Source organism: Marinobacter sp. ANT_B65 (assembly GCF_002407605.1).
In the GTDB taxonomy this organism is placed as follows: domain Bacteria; phylum Pseudomonadota; class Gammaproteobacteria; order Pseudomonadales; family Oleiphilaceae; genus Marinobacter.
Genome location: NZ_NXGV01000001.1, coordinates 2,185,871 through 2,200,977 on the forward strand (window position 1 = coordinate 2,185,871; position 15,107 = coordinate 2,200,977).

Annotated in this window: 13 protein-coding genes; 4 read left to right on the top strand and 9 right to left on the bottom strand. The window is 54.0% G+C overall.

Annotated elements, in window-relative coordinates; genetic code table 11:
* Window position 1: 1 nt before the first annotated feature.
* The 9 genes from ispD to CPA50_RS10060 all read right to left on the bottom strand — a co-directional run bounded on the left by ispD (window position 2) and on the right by CPA50_RS10060 (window position 11,727).
* The gene (gene ispD / locus CPA50_RS10020; RefSeq protein ID WP_096782227.1) at window positions 2-703 is read right to left on the bottom strand and encodes a 2-C-methyl-D-erythritol 4-phosphate cytidylyltransferase; all 702 of its coding nucleotides are present in this window, start codon (window positions 701-703) and stop codon (window positions 2-4) included.
* Window positions 704-744: 41 nt separating this feature from the next.
* Window positions 745-1,017: a septum formation initiator family protein gene (locus CPA50_RS10025; protein ID WP_096782228.1), complete on the bottom strand. Its 273-nt coding sequence runs from the start codon at window positions 1,015-1,017 to the stop codon at window positions 745-747.
* 203 nt (window positions 1,018-1,220) lie between these two features.
* Complete coding sequence (gene eno, locus CPA50_RS10030) at window positions 1,221-2,516, bottom strand: phosphopyruvate hydratase (protein WP_096782229.1); 1,296 nt, start codon at window positions 2,514-2,516, stop codon at window positions 1,221-1,223.
* Window positions 2,517-2,714: 198 nt separating this feature from the next.
* A complete protein-coding gene (gene kdsA / locus CPA50_RS10035) occupies window positions 2,715-3,560 on the bottom strand; it encodes a 3-deoxy-8-phosphooctulonate synthase (RefSeq protein WP_096782230.1) in 846 nt (281 codons plus the stop codon).
* A gap of 2 nt (window positions 3,561-3,562) precedes the next feature.
* Complete coding sequence (locus tag CPA50_RS10040) at window positions 3,563-5,191, bottom strand: CTP synthase (protein WP_096782231.1); 1,629 nt, start codon at window positions 5,189-5,191, stop codon at window positions 3,563-3,565.
* Between the two features lie 87 nt (window positions 5,192-5,278).
* On the bottom strand, window positions 5,279-6,559 hold the full coding sequence (gene tilS / locus CPA50_RS10045) for a tRNA lysidine(34) synthetase TilS (RefSeq protein ID WP_227519548.1): 1,281 nt from the start codon (window positions 6,557-6,559) through the stop codon (window positions 5,279-5,281).
* 43 nt (window positions 6,560-6,602) lie between these two features.
* Complete coding sequence (gene accA / locus CPA50_RS10050; protein WP_096782233.1) at window positions 6,603-7,556, bottom strand: acetyl-CoA carboxylase carboxyl transferase subunit alpha; 954 nt, start codon at window positions 7,554-7,556, stop codon at window positions 6,603-6,605.
* A gap of 159 nt (window positions 7,557-7,715) precedes the next feature.
* A complete protein-coding gene (gene dnaE, locus CPA50_RS10055; protein ID WP_096782234.1) occupies window positions 7,716-11,198 on the bottom strand; it encodes a DNA polymerase III subunit alpha in 3,483 nt (1,160 codons plus the stop codon).
* 61 nt (window positions 11,199-11,259) lie between these two features.
* Entirely contained in the window at window positions 11,260-11,727 is a 468-nt protein-coding gene (locus tag CPA50_RS10060; RefSeq protein WP_227519549.1) for a TlpA disulfide reductase family protein, read from the bottom strand.
* 68 nt (window positions 11,728-11,795) lie between these two features.
* On the opposite strand from CPA50_RS10060, the gene arsC reads away from it, so the two are divergent.
* Genes arsC through CPA50_RS10080 form a run of 4 tightly spaced genes read left to right on the top strand, consistent with a single transcriptional unit; the run spans window position 11,796 to window position 15,041 of the window.
* On the top strand, window positions 11,796-12,149 hold the full coding sequence (gene arsC / locus CPA50_RS10065; RefSeq protein WP_096782235.1) for an arsenate reductase (glutaredoxin): 354 nt from the start codon (window positions 11,796-11,798) through the stop codon (window positions 12,147-12,149).
* A 30-nt stretch (window positions 12,150-12,179) separates the two neighbouring features.
* Window positions 12,180-12,785 carry an NAD(P)H:quinone oxidoreductase gene (gene wrbA, locus CPA50_RS10070; protein ID WP_096782236.1) on the top strand — a complete coding sequence of 202 codons (606 nt, stop codon included), beginning with the start codon at window positions 12,180-12,182 and terminating at the stop codon, window positions 12,783-12,785.
* A 52-nt stretch (window positions 12,786-12,837) separates the two neighbouring features.
* Window positions 12,838-13,197 (top strand): DUF2069 domain-containing protein, encoded by a 360-nt coding sequence (locus CPA50_RS10075; protein WP_096782237.1) that lies wholly within the window; start codon window positions 12,838-12,840, stop codon window positions 13,195-13,197.
* 29 nt (window positions 13,198-13,226) lie between these two features.
* Window positions 13,227-15,041 carry a GspE/PulE family protein gene (locus tag CPA50_RS10080; protein ID WP_096782238.1) on the top strand — a complete coding sequence of 605 codons (1,815 nt, stop codon included), beginning with the start codon at window positions 13,227-13,229 and terminating at the stop codon, window positions 15,039-15,041.
* The last annotated feature ends 66 nt before the right edge of the window (window positions 15,042-15,107 follow it).

Sequence of the window (15,107 nt, forward strand, 5' to 3'; positions counted from 1 at the left end):
CTCAGAACCGGCTGAGAATAAAGCCGGCAAGATCCAGGTCAGCGGGCACGGTAATCTTGATATTGTCCGACCGACCTTCAACCAGAACAGGCATGTTACCGGAAAACTCCATAGCAGAGGACTCATCCGTAACCGACTGCCCTTCCTCTAACGCTGTCTCCAATGCAGAAACCAGCATGGAATAGCGGAACATCTGAGGCGTCAGCGCACGCCATAACTGACTGCGATCCACGGTTCCGATAACATCAGGCAACTGACCCGGCTCCGCCTTTTTAAGCGTATCTGCAACCGGAGCCGCGAGGAGGCCACCCACGGGGTGATCAGACAGCGTTGTAACGAGATTCTCAAGGTCAGCCAAATGAATGCAAGGGCGTGCCGCATCGTGAACCAGCACCCAGTCATCGGCTGAAACCTGTTCTTCCAGTGCATGCAGCGCTGAGAGAACAGAATCTGCCCGCTCCTGGCCTCCACTGCACGACTGAATACGATCATCATCGCTGGCATCAGTATCCGCCCACCAATGATCATCTAAATGAAGTGGAACCATACAGCCAGAAAAAAGACCGGAACCCAGCAACCGGGAAAGGGTGACATCCAGAATAAAGCGGTTATTAATACGGAGGTACTGCTTGGGACATTCTGCCTGCATACGCTGACCGATGCCTGCGGCGGGAACAATCAACCAGAATCGTGGAGGAGTCATAAGCTTTCCGCACAAGGCCTGGAGAGCGCCAAACCCAGAAGTCACTGCTCAACAACAAGGAAAAAAGTCTCATTATCTCGAATCAGACCAAGATTCATCCGGGCCCGCTCTTCAACAGCCTCCTGTTCGTTACGAAGATTTCGTACCTCCGCATACAGGCGTTCATTCCGGGCGAACAGTTCGGCATTTTCTTCACGCTGTTTCGCGATCGATTTTTCCAGCGTCCAGACTTGCGCAAAGCTGCCTTCCCCGACCCACAGACGTACCTGTAGCAGGAGAATAAGAACAACCATGAAAGCCCAGAGCAACTTCATTAATACCGATTCCGTTAAGGAGTTAAATGATCAAAAACCAAACACCGGACGCTAAGTATAGACCTTAGAGTAAACTAGCAACAAATTCTTCTAACTACTTGGACAAAAAGGCCATCGTGACTGAACTTTCATTCAAAACACGATGGCCTTAACATTTTGTTACCTGAAACCCGAAGGATCAGGCCAAACGGAAGCTGCTGAATTCAGCCTTGCCCCTTGATCTCACTCAGCCCGCGGTAAGGGGCCAGGCTACCCAGCACTTCTTCAATACGCAGCAGCTGATTATACTTTGCAACACGGTCAGACCGGCAAAGAGAACCGGTTTTGATCTGACCGGCGCAGGTAGCAACGGCAAGGTCTGCAATGGTCGTATCTTCCGTTTCACCGGAACGATGAGAGATAACCGCTGTAAAGCCTGCATCCTGGGCCATTTTAATGGCATCAAGAGTTTCGCTCAGGCTGCCGATCTGGTTGAACTTGATCAGAATGGAGTTAGCGACTCCTGTATCAATACCACGCTTGAGAATCTTCGTGTTGGTGACAAAAAGGTCATCACCCACCAACTGTACTTTTTCGCCAATCTTGTCAGTCAGCACTTTCCAGCCATCCCAGTCACTTTCGTCCATGCCATCTTCAATAGACACAATAGGGTAACGCTCGGCCAGACCAGCCAGATAGTCAGCAAAGCCGGCAGAGTCAAAACTCTTGCCTTCACCCGCCAGCACATATTGGCCATCTTTGTAGAATTCAGAAGCCGCGCAGTCCAGGGCCAGAGTAATATCAGTGCCGAGTTTGTAACCGGCCTTTTCAACAGCTTCCTTGATAATAGCCAAAGCCGCTTCATTCGACGGCAGGTCAGGAGCAAAGCCGCCTTCGTCACCGACTGCCGTGTTCAGGCCTTGAGACTGCAGCACTTTCTTCAGACTGTGGAAAATCTCGGCACCGATGCGCAGCGCTTCAGCAAAGCTCTTGGCAGCAACCGGCTGAACCATGAACTCCTGGATATCAACATTGTTGTCCGCGTGCTCACCGCCATTGAGAATGTTCATCATAGGCACGGGCATGCTGAATTTGCCGGAAGTGCCATTGATTTCAGCAATGTGCTCATAAAGCGGCTTTCCAAGAGACGCAGCCGCCGCTTTCGCCGCTGCAAGCGATACAGCAAGAATGGCGTTCGCGCCCAGATTGGCTTTGTTCTCGGTGCCATCCAGCTCCAGCATGATGTTATCCAGCCCACGCTGGTCGGCAGCATCTTTGCCTTTCAGTGCGTCAAAAATCTTGCCGTTAATGGCCTCAACTGCCTTCAGTACGCCCTTGCCCAGATAACGTGACGCATCACCATCGCGCAGCTCCAGCGCTTCGCGAGAGCCGGTAGACGCACCAGAGGGCGCGCAAGCGCGGCCAAGAGTACCGTCTTCCAGAATTACGTCCGCTTCCACAGTAGGGTTACCACGGGAATCCAGAACCTCACGAGCTTTAATATTGGCAATCTTGGTCATTCTAGAAAGTCTCCAGGTTTTCAATGTCTAAAGTCATTAACACGATCTGGTGTAAGAGAGAGCGGGACACGGCTTTACGAAAACCGCTACAGGCACATCCATGTGCGCTTGGCTCCGCCATCCATGGCTCCGCACATTTTCGTAAAGCCGTGTCCCGCTCTCTCCCATAATTTGTACCCATAACGCGAAAACCGCCAATCAGGCGGTATCGATAGGTTTAAAACTCTTCACAAGGTCATCAACAGCCTTGACCCGCTGCAAGAATGGCTCCAGCTGGCTCAGACGCAACGCACAAGGGCCATCGCATTTGGCTTCATCCGGGTTCGGATGAGCTTCCAGAAACAACCCAGCCAACCCCTGAGACATACCCGCCAGAGCAAGATCCGTCACCTGAGCACGGCGACCGCCGGCAGAATCAGCGCGCCCACCGGGCATCTGCAACGAGTGGGTTACATCAAACATCACCGGCACATCCATGGATTTCATAATACCAAAGCCAAGCATGTCCACGACAAGATTGTTGTAACCAAAACTGCTGCCACGTTCGCACAGAATGACCCTGTCGTTTCCGGCTTCCACACACTTGGCAATAATGTGCTTCATTTCCTGCGGAGCCAGAAACTGGGCTTTCTTGATATTGATCGCCGCGCCGGTTTCCGCCATGGCAACCACCAGATCGGTCTGCCGGCTAAGAAACGCAGGCAGCTGAATGATGTCGCAGACCTCGGCAGCGGGCGCTGCCTGAGCAGCTTCATGAACATCAGAAATAATCGGAACACCATACTTGCTCTTGATATCAGCAAGTATCTGCAAGCCCTTATCAAGCCCCGGCCCCCGGAAGGAATTAACCGAAGAGCGGTTGGCTTTATCGAAAGACGCTTTGAATACGTAAGGAATTCCAAGCTTGCGGCAAACATCTACATAGCTTTCCGCAACTTCAAACGCCAGCTCCCGGGACTCCAGAACATTCATACCACCAAACAGCACGAACGGCTTATGATTGGCGATATCAATATCAGCTACAGTAACGGTGCTCCGTGCCATTATCAGGATTCCTTACGGTTCGCCAGCGCCGCTTCTATAAAGCCTTTGAACAACGGGTGTCCATCGCGAGGCGTCGAGGTAAATTCCGGGTGGAACTGACAGGCAACAAACCAGGGGTGGTCTGCAACTTCCACAACTTCGACCAGCTTTCCATCGGCGGAACGTCCGGAAACCTGCAGACCGGCTGCTTCCAGCTGCGGCAGGAAGTGGTTGTTCACCTCGTAACGATGACGGTGGCGTTCGCGAATGGTTTTTCTGCCATAACAGTTGGCAATATTCGAATTCTCGGTCAGAACGCAGTCCTGAGCCCCCAAACGCATGGTCCCGCCAAGATCGGAATCGTCGGTGCGCTCTTCGCGCTCGCCAGTAGCATCCAGCCATTCGGTAATCAGGCCAACGACAGGTTCCGGCGTATGGGCACGAAATTCCGTGCTGTGGGCATCTACCAGGCCGGCTTTGTTCCGGGCGTATTCAATAACAGCTACTTGCATACCCAGGCATATACCCAGATAGGGAACCTTGTTCTCACGGGCGTACTGCACCGTGCGAATCTTGCCTTCTACACCGCGCTCACCAAAACCGCCTGGGACCAGAATGGCATCGGCACTTTCAAGCACTTGAGTGCCGTCGCGCTCGATGTCTTCTGAATCGATGTAATTGATTTTTACCTTGGTACGGGTCTTTATGCCGGCATGAAGCAGAGATTCGATCAGTGATTTGTATGCCTCAAGAAGCTCCATGTACTTACCGACCATGGCAATCGTCACTTCGTGCTCGGGGTTCATCAGTGAATCGACGACATTATCCCATTCACTCAGATCGGCCTCGCGGGCATCAAGATTGAAGCGTTCAATAACCAGTTGATCCAGCCCATGCTCATGCAGCATGCGCGGAATGGCATAAATGGACTTGGCATCACGCATCGGAATGACTGCACGCTCTTCCACGTTAGTGAACAGCGCGATCTTCCGACGGGAGCTGACATCCACTTCATGCTCGGAACGGCAAAGCAGGATATCAGGCTGCAAACCGATAGAACGCATTTCCTTTACGGAATGCTGGGTCGGTTTGGTTTTGATTTCGCCAGCAGTCGCAATGTATGGCACCAGAGTAAGGTGCATGAACAACGCCCGGGAGGAACCAACTTCAACCTTCAGCTGGCGGCATGCCTCAAGGAACGGCAGGGACTCAATATCACCAACAGTACCGCCAACTTCAACCAGCGCCACATCAGCACCGGCGGCGCCTTCTACAACGCGGCGCTTGATCTCGTCAGTGATATGGGGAATAACCTGAACGGTCCCGCCCAGGTAATCGCCGCGGCGCTCTTTGCGGATAACTTCTTCATATACACGACCAGCCGTGAAATTATTACGACGGCTCATCGGCGTACGGATAAAGCGTTCATAGTGGCCAAGATCAAGATCGGTCTCAGCGCCGTCCTCGGTGACATAGACTTCACCATGCTGGAACGGACTCATGGTACCCGGATCCACGTTAATGTATGGGTCCAGCTTGAGGATAGTGACCTTCAGGCCACGCGCCTCAAGGATCGCAGCCAGAGAGGCCGATGCGATTCCTTTCCCCAGTGAGGACACAACACCGCCGGTGACGAAAATATAACGCGTCATGCAGATTCCATGATTATCAGGTTCTGTGAAGGAGGGAGATTGTCATCTCAAGATGGGACGCCAGACTACCAGAAAGCCCCAAACGACTCAATCACAATCCCGCTCTACAGTCAGCCTCCAGCCTGCAGCAGGGGCGCTTCCGCAGTATTGTTCAGAACACCATAAATCGCCAATGGCAATCAGTTCGCCCTCCCCCTCTGCAGCCCCGAAAACAAGGGGCAGACGGGCTCTTTCCCATGGTGGCACTGCCTTCTCCTGCAGCCATTTTTTAAGTGATTTTGAAGGGCCTACCGAGCAAAAACGGATGCGCTCTCCCCCCTGCCTCGTACATATTCGTATTGGCGGCACATCAGCTTTCGCAGTAGCTACTGGCTCCAGCCGGATTTTCCAGCTGCCCCAACTCACTGGCAGGCCCGGTTCAAGAGCCACAGACTCTTCCGGCACCCACGCCATATCCGCGACCAGGTAAAGCTCGCCCTGGAAACGCCGCAGACTGAAACCATCTCCCCGCAGCTCGGGAGACCGGTCTTCCGCTGCGAACAATAAATCATTCAATACCTGCGACCAGTCACTGATGGAAGGGGGAGAGTAACCGGAGTGCCGCACCCACCAGCGCAGAAGATTTTTCTGCTCTGCAAGAGAAAGAAGACTCAGCCCTTCGACAGGAAGACGATGCCTGTGCCCACCCAGTGTCTGCCATTGCAATTCTGCAAGACGCTGATTTAAAAAATCACTTTCAGCGCAGGAGCCAGCGCTGTGCTGCAACCTGCGGTTCAGACCCGGCCAGCGTTTTTTCAGGGCAGGCAAAATACTGAGGCGCAGAAAGTTACGGTCAAATCGTTGATCCGTGTTACTTGGGTCATCAATCCATGAAATTCCAGCGCTGCTAGCGAAATCTTCAAGTTCCGATCGTTCGAAGCCCAGTAACGGGCGAACAAGCCGGCCTGCACCCAACGCGCGACTTCCGGGCATACCCGCGAGACCGGCCACACCACTTCCACGAATCATCCGAAAAAGAACGGTTTCAGCCTGATCATCACCATGGTGCGCCATCAGAAGAATATCGCCGGGTTCAAGGAGCGCCTCAAAGGCCTCATAACGAGCCTCCCGCGCCGCCTCCTCAAGGCCTTCGCCAGACCCTGACGCAAGCCTGACATCTACCGGCTGAACCACAAGAGAGACGCCCAGCCTGACACACAACTCCCGACAGAAGTTTTCTGTCTTGCCGGCATTGTGCTGTAGCTGATGATTGATGTGCACTGCCCGCACGCCTGAATGGCAGTGCGCGGCAAGGTGCAGGAGAAGGGTGGAGTCCAGGCCGCCACTAAGAGCTACCCAAAGCCGCCGGTAGCCTGAAACAGACTTCACCGGCGCACATAATTCCTCCGAAAAGGCGACCCCTGATAAGGGCTTAGCGCCCAGTGTCATAGCGGGTCAACCGCTCATAACGACGGGATACCAACTCATCAAGAGGCAGGCGACTGAGCTCAGCCAACCCCGCAGAAAGGGTTTCACGCAAAGCTTCAGCCATTTGCGCCGGATTACGATGAGCACCACCCAGAGGCTCGGAAACGACATTATCTGCCAGACCGAGATCTTTCAGGCGGCCCGCAGTCACACCCATAGCTTCAGCTGCAAGGGAAGCGTACTCGGCACTTTTCCACAAAATGGAGGCACAACCTTCAGGTGATATGACCGCGTAGGTGGAATACTGCAGCATATTGAGCTGATCACACACACCTATGGCCAATGCACCGCCAGATCCACCCTCACCAATCACCGTAGAAATGATCGGGGTTTTGAGCCGGGACATCACCGCAAGATTGAACGCAATCGCTTCACTCTGGCCACGCTCCTCGGCGCCGATACCCGGGTAAGCACCCGGCGTGTCGATAAACGTGAGAACAGGCATTCTGAAACGCTCAGCCATTTCCATCAGGCGCAAGGCTTTGCGGTACCCTTCAGGACGCGGCATACCGAAATTGCGCTTGACCTTATCCCGCACTTCCCGGCCCTTCTGATGGCCGATAACCATCACCGGTTTATCATCCAGACGAGCTGTGCCCCCCACAATGGCCTGATCGTCTGCATAGCGCCTGTCGCCATGGAGCTCATCGAAATCATCAAACATCATTTCGATATAATCCAGGGTGTAAGGCCGGCGCGGGTGTCGCGCAAGACGGGCTACATCCCAGGGGTGGAGGTCCGAGAATATACTCTCGGTCAGACTGACGCTTTTCTTTTTAAGCCGGGTAATCTCGTCAGAAATATTGATGTCGGTGTCGTTACCGACCATGCGAAGCTCTTCAATCTTGGCTTCAAGATCGGCAATCGGCTGTTCGAAATCCAGATAATTAGGGTTCATGATGTTCCATCATTTTATCGCCAGGCGGGACAAGGCGCCGCCAATACAGAATTTGGGACAAAGATAACAGTGCCCGGTAAATGGCTAAAGCGGACATTGGTATGAGTCCGCAATCTGACAAATAATTAATCTTTCAGGGCAGCACTTCGCCTTATTCACTCAATCATAGACCAGTTCCACGCACTGGTCGCCCACCAGGTACCTCAGCTCCAGCAGCAGATTATCTTCCGGCTGAACCCGCCAGGCTTCTCCAAGCTCAATCCGGGTACTGGCATCCGGGCTGCTGTATTCTATCCAGACCGGACTGCCCTCACAGCGAAACGGCCTCAGCGTACTGTCGATTTTATCCAGCAGGCCATTCTGCAACTGGTCTGCATGGAGATTCAACTTAAGGCCTTTACTGAACTGTTTGCGCGCGCTGGGTACATCCATCACAGAGCTGACGCGCATTTTCATCTGCCCGGAATAGTCATCGTGGCTTACCTGACCTTCGACCACAATCACCTGATCTGACTGCAACAGCTCCCGATTCTCAAAAAAGGCCTCCGAGAACAGGGTAGCCTCAATCCGCGCACTCCGGTCATCCAGCGTTATGAAACACATGGTGGAGCCAGTCCGGGTTTTCATGGTTCGCTGTGCAACCACCAGCCCGGCGACTCGCTGTGGAGATTTATTGGGCTTGAGATCAGCAATGGAGGAACGCACAAAGCGCCGCACTTCCCGTTCGTATTCATCAAAAGGATGCCCTGTGAGGTAAAGACCCAAGGTATCTTTTTCGCCTTTCAGACGCTGTTTCTCTGGCCACTCACGTACATCCGCCACATCGGCATAGGGATCGCCGTCGTCGCCCGCCTCAAGCATTTCGCCAAACATATCCATCATGCCTACGGATTCGTTGCGCGATTGCTGGTCGGCCTGCTGCACGGCTTTTGGAATGCTCGCTATCAGCTGAGCGCGGCCGGCCCCAAGCTTGTCCATGGCACCTGAACGAATCAAGGCCTCCATGGCACGCTTGTTAATCTTCTTGAGATCAACTCTGCGGCAGAAATCAAAAATATCCTTGTAAGGTTCGCCATTGCCCCGACCTTCCACAATGGCCTGAATCGGGCCTTCTCCAAGCCCCTTGATAGCGCCAAGACCGTATACAACCTGGCCCTCATCGTTGACCGTAAAGGTATATTCAGACCGGCTCACATCCGGCAACACCAGATCCAGCTTGAGACTGCGGCACTCCTCCACCAGGGTAACCACTTTATCCGTGTTCTGCATATCTGCAGTCAGTACCGCAGCCATGAACTCAGCGGTATAGTGTGCCTTCAGCCAGAGTGTCTGGTAGGAAACCAGCGCGTATGCGGCTGAGTGGGATTTGTTGAAGCCATAGCCGGCAAACTTTTCAACCAGATCAAAAATATTTTCCGCAAGGGTTTTGTTAATACCGTTATTTTCACAGCCATCCAGGAAGAACTGTTTCTGCTTGGCCATTTCTTCGGGCTTTTTCTTACCCATGGCGCGCCGGAGCATGTCCGCACCACCAAGTGTATAGCCAGCCATCACCTGGGCAATCTGCATGACCTGCTCCTGGTAAAGGATAACCCCGTAAGTGGGCTCCAGAACCGGCTTCAGGCCCTCGTACTGATAATCCGGGTGCGGATAAGACAGGGGCTGTTTGCCATGCTTCCGGTCGATAAAGTCATCAACCATGCCCGATTGCAGCGGGCCCGGACGGAACAGTGCCACCAGGGCAATCATGTCTTCGAGGGAATCCGGCTGCAGGCGGCGGATAAGGTCTTTCATTCCGCGGGATTCCAGCTGGAACACAGCCGTGGTTTCAGCCTTTTTCAGCATCACGAAGGAAGCCGGATCATCCAGCGGAATTTCATTGATATCCAGGGGCGCCAGACCACGAGTTTGTCGCCGTGGGTTAATCATCTTCAGAGCCCAGTCGATAATGGTCAGGGTTCTCAGCCCCAGGAAGTCGAACTTCACCAGGCCGGCTTCTTCCACATCGTTTTTATCGAACTGGGTCACCAGGCTCCCACCGTCATCATCACAGTACAACGGCGAGAAATCGGTTATCTTGGTTGGTGCAATCACCACACCACCAGCGTGTTTACCTGCGTTCCGGCATACGCCCTCAAGCTTCAGAGCCATTTCCCAGATTTCCTGGGCTTCTTCATCCTGCTCCAGAAACTCCTTGAGCGCAGGCTCCTGCTCGATGGCCTTGCTCAGAGTCATCCCCACTTCAAAAGGAATCATCTTGGACAGTTTGTCTGCCAGGCCATAAGACTTGCCCTGCACCCGGGCAACGTCACGTACCACAGCCTTCGCCGCCATGGTTCCGAAGGTAATAATCTGGGAAACCGCTTCCCGGCCGTACTTTTCGGCCACATACGCGATAACGCGATCCCGCCCTTCCATGCAGAAGTCGACGTCAAAGTCGGGCATGGATACCCGTTCGGGGTTAAGAAATCTCTCGAACAGCAAATCGTATTCCAACGGATCCAGATCTGTAATGAGCTGGGCATAGGCCACCAGGGAACCCGCACCGGACCCCCGGCCAGGGCCAACCGGCACGCCGTTCAGCTTGGCCCACTTGATAAAGTCCATTACGATCAGGAAGTAGCCGGGGAACCCCATCTGGATAATGATATCCAGCTCGAAGTTCAGGCGTTTATAGTAGGCTTCCCGTTTACTGTCGTACTCGGGATCATCTTTACTGAGGGTTTTCGCCAGACGATCTTCCAGGCCATCTTCCGAAACCTTCCGGAAGTACTCGTCCATCGTCATTCCGTCCGGAATCGGGTAGTTAGGCAGAAAGTATTCGCCCATACGCACGGTTACGGAACAGCGCCTCGCTATTTCTACTGTATTTTCAACAGCTTCAGGAATATCGCTGAACAACTCGATCATTTCCTCCGCGCTGCGGAGATACTGTTGATCGCTGAACCGGCGGTCACGGCGAGGATCGTCCAGCGCCCGGCTTTCACCGATACACACCCGCGCTTCATGGGCCTCGAAATCGTCGGCCTCAAGGAAATGGACATCATTTGTGGCAACCACGGGCAACCCGAGATTCTGAGCCAGTTCGACACTCATATGCAGGCTGTCTTCATCGCCTGGCCGGCCAGTACGCTGAATCTCCAGATAATAGGATTCCGGGTACAGCCTCATCCAGTATTCCGCCCGCTCCCTTGCCAGCTCAGGCTTTCCGGAAAGCAATGCCTTGCATACATCCCCCATTTTGGCACCAGACATGGCAATCAGCCCATCAGTCCTGCCCTCCAGCCATTTACGCTGAATAATAGGCTTACCGTGGTGCTGTCCTTTGGTGTACCCGACTGAGATGATTTCTGTGAGATTAAGGTAACCCTTGTTGTCACGAGCCAGCAAGGTCAGACGGAAGGGGCTTTCCGGCTCATCCGGATTCTCCAGCCATAGATCTGCACCAATGATGGGCTTAACACCTGCAGCGGTTGTCGCCTTGTAAAACCGGACCAGCGAGCACATGTTGGATTGCTCGGTAAGCCCTACGGCAGGCATGCCTAGCTCCACGACGCGATTAACCAGCGGCTTGACGCGAACAAGGCCGTCTACCATGGAGTATTCAGAGTGCACGCGAAGGTGTACAAAAGTCTGCGACATAACGTCAGCTAGTTCCTGCATATATATTCATTAGAGGCAACCAAGATTGAGCCTGCGGCCTTCAGCCGCCAATCAGTGCCCGTATATCTTCTTCCGTTTGCGGGCCAAAACGTGCTTCCAGCAGATCTCCGTCAGGATTCACAACAAACGTCGCTGGCAAGGCAACCGGGAGCTTCCAGTCGAATTCGGGGCCAGGATCCTGCGAAAGCATGGTGAACTCAATACCCATACGCTTGCCGAGATCCACCAGGGCTTCGCCCTTCACATCATCAAAATTGACACCGAGAACCATAATATCCGGCGCCTTGTCCAGCTCGTTCAGTTCCGGAATTTCTTCCAGGCAGGGCTTACACCATTCGGCCCAGTAATTGACCAGCACCCACTGACCGCGCAGGTCACTCCATGCAAGGCCCGGCCCTTCCGCCCGCTCCAGCTCAACCTTCTGGCAGCCCGCCATTAAAGTGATAAAACTCAGCACACCCAAAAAAACGCCTCTTGGGAGTGACCGGTGGATGTCAGGGTTCTGCACGGGAAAACCTCCTGTTAGACTGCTCGCCACAGTTAACTGCAGCTCCATTTCAACAAACAGGCACGAACATGACAGAACCTATCCGGATTTTCCACAACCCACGCTGTTCAAAATCCCGCCAGACTCTCGAACTGTTAACCGATCGAGGCATTGAACCGGAGATTATACGCTACCTGGAAACACCGCCAACAGAGCAGGAACTTTCCGATATTCTGGAAGCCCTCGACCGCCAGCCCCGTGAACTGATGCGTACTGGCGAAAAAGAATACAAGGAACTTGGCCTGGACAACCCGGATCTGAGCCGTGCCCAGCTGATTGCTGCTATGGTAGCCACACCCAAGCTGATTGAGCGCCCTATTGTACTGGCAAACGGCAAAGCAGCCGTTGGCCGGCCACCAGAAAGCGTTCTGACAATTCTCTGATTTTACGACTGTTAACTTGAGGAAGCCAAAATGCCAGAGCAACTGCCCTATATCCTGATTCTCTACTATAGCCGCAGCGGGCAGACGGCAGAACTGGCGAGCCAGATAGGCCGGGGAGTCGCAAGAGTCAATGGTATTGAAGCAAAGCTGCGTTCTGTTCCGGCAGTATCGCCGGATACCGAAGCCTCCCTGCCCCCCGTTCCGGATGCAGGTGCTCCCTATGCCAGCAAGTCCGATCTGGCCAACTGTGCAGGTCTGGCAATTGGCAGCCCGACCCGGTTCGGCAACATGGCCTCGCCACTCAAGTACTTTCTGGATACCACAGGCGATCTCTGGCTCAGCGGTGCACTGGTCGGCAAACCAGCGGGGGCATTTACTTCAACCGGGAGTCTGCACGGAGGCCAGGAAACCACCCTACTGACGATGATGATGCCACTGCTTCATCACGGTATGGTTTTATGTGGACTACCTTACACAGATGGAAACCTGAGTGAAACCACAACCGGAGGCACGCCCTATGGCCCGTCACACTGGGCTGGAACTGCTGAACAGCAGCCTCTGAGCGAACATGAAAAAGCTCTTTGCCAGCTTTTCGGAGAACGCCTGGCAAAACTGGCCCTCAGGCTCAAAGACTGATACGAAAACCGTTGCTCACGTATAGCGCTCTATACTTTTCTGGAACCCGATAATGCTACATAACCCCAAAGCCCGGCACACCGCGCGGGCAACCCAGTTTCTTTACCTGGCTGTTCTGGCCACGCTGCTGATTACAACCTTTTACCCGGCGCCGGTCGAAGGGGTTTCGATAGTGCTGATGCTTTCAGTCAAACTGACCCCTCTGCTGGGACTGGCAATACCAGTGTTCAAGGGCAACAATCGCGGTTATATCTGGCTGGCTTTTGTGGTGATCTTCTATTTCACTCAGGCGGTGGTTTCTGCCTGGCTCAGCAAGGGAGCACCAGGCCCGGTTACTTTGCTGCTTCTGACTCTCGTGTTATTTATCATGGCAATGGTTCACCTTAAGGTAAACCGGCCAGTTGTGGACTAAACCCCTCCAGCACCGGAAAATGACACTCTATGTCCGAGTCTAATAAAACAACGCCTCAGGCACGACCACCCGCACCGCCACGGAGCACTCTGACGCTTCGGGACATATGCACAGCCCTGGTCAGCGATGGTGAAATCAGCCCCGAAAACGCAGAGCGGGTGCTTTCTGCCAACCTGGGGGCCGCCAGCAATCAGGCATCACAACGTCACCCTCTTGAGCTGGTAGCAATAGCAGCACTGACCAGCATGAAAACCGGGAAAACCCTGGATCTCGACCGACTGACGCAGTGGCTGGCACACTGGGGTGATCAACCTTACTATCACATTGATCCGCTGAAGATAGACACACCCGCAATTGCCCGGGTCATGTCTTATGCATTTGCCCAACGCCACAATATCCTTGCGGTAGAGATCCGGCCAGACGAAATCCTGGTAGCCAGTGCCGAACCTTTCAAAAGTGACTGGGAGGGGAACCTGCGCCAGGCAGTGCGCAAAGATATCCGCCGCGTAGTCGCCAATCCTGAAGATATCCGCCGCTACTCCGTCGAGTTCTATCAGCTCGCAAACTCCGTCAATAAAGCCAGCGGGGGCCAGACACCGGGCAACAGCGCCAGCCACCAGAATCTGGAACAACTACTGGACCTGGGCATAAGTGACAACGCCGATGCCAACGACCAGCATGTTGTGCGCATTGTCGACTGGCTACTGCAGTACGCGTTTGATCAACGCGCGTCCGATATTCACATTGAACCAAGACGCACGCTGACACATATCCGTTTTCGCATCGACGGCGTATTGCACAGTGTTTATGAGTTTCCCGAGCATGTGGGCATGGCGATTACCAGCCGGCTAAAAATTCTTGGGCGGCTGAACGTAGCAGAGAAACGCCGGCCTCAAGATGGCCGCCTCAAGACCCGAAAGCCCGACAACAGTGAGGTGGAATTGCGACTGGCTACCATGCCAACTGCATTCGGGGAAAAGATGGTGATGCGGATATTTGATCCGGATGTCCTGCTGAAATCCTACGAGCAACTGGGATTCAACCGCGAAGACCGGGAGCGCTGGCAGGAGGTAACGTCAAAGCCCCACGGAATTGTGCTGGTTACTGGCCCAACAGGCTCCGGCAAAACCACAACCCTGTATTCCACACTGAAACAGATCGCTTCTGCCGAGCTGAACGTGTGCACTATTGAAGACCCAATCGAGATGGTTGAACCAGCGTTCAACCAGATGCAGGTTCAGACAAACATCGATCTGACCTTTGCTGCCGGCGTCCGGGCTCTACTGAGACAGGATCCGGACATTATCATGATTGGCGAAATCCGCGATCTGGAAACTGCTGAAATGGCGGTGCAGGCCGCGCTGACCGGGCACCTGGTGCTTTCCACCCTACACACCAATGATGCACCCAGTGCTCTGACCCGGATGCTGGAACTGGGAATCCCACCCTACCTGATTCGCGCAACCGTGCTAGGGGTTATGGCCCAGCGTCTGGTCCGCACTCTATGCCCTCACTGTAAGGCCCCGGCCCCCGTAGACCTCCAGGCATGGCAGACTCTGACCAAACCCTGGAAAGCGCCGCCACCAAAACAGTTTCACCAACCCGTAGGCTGCCTGGAATGTCGCAATACCGGCTACCTCGGCCGTGCAGGCGTGTACGAAATCATGACCCTTTCAAGCTCGCTGAGAAGCCAGATCAATGCTCAGTGCGAGCTGGAACAGCTGCGGCTCGACGCCTACCGGGAGGGCATGAAATCACTGCGTTTAAGCGGCGCCCAGAAAGTGGCCTGCGGCCAGACTACCGTCGAAGAAATTCTCAGGGTAACGCCAGAAAGCCAACGTTGACTGAAACCCGCTCTTAAATTAGTCCGGCATCACACCGGCCCGCACAGCCACAAGTTTGGACAATGG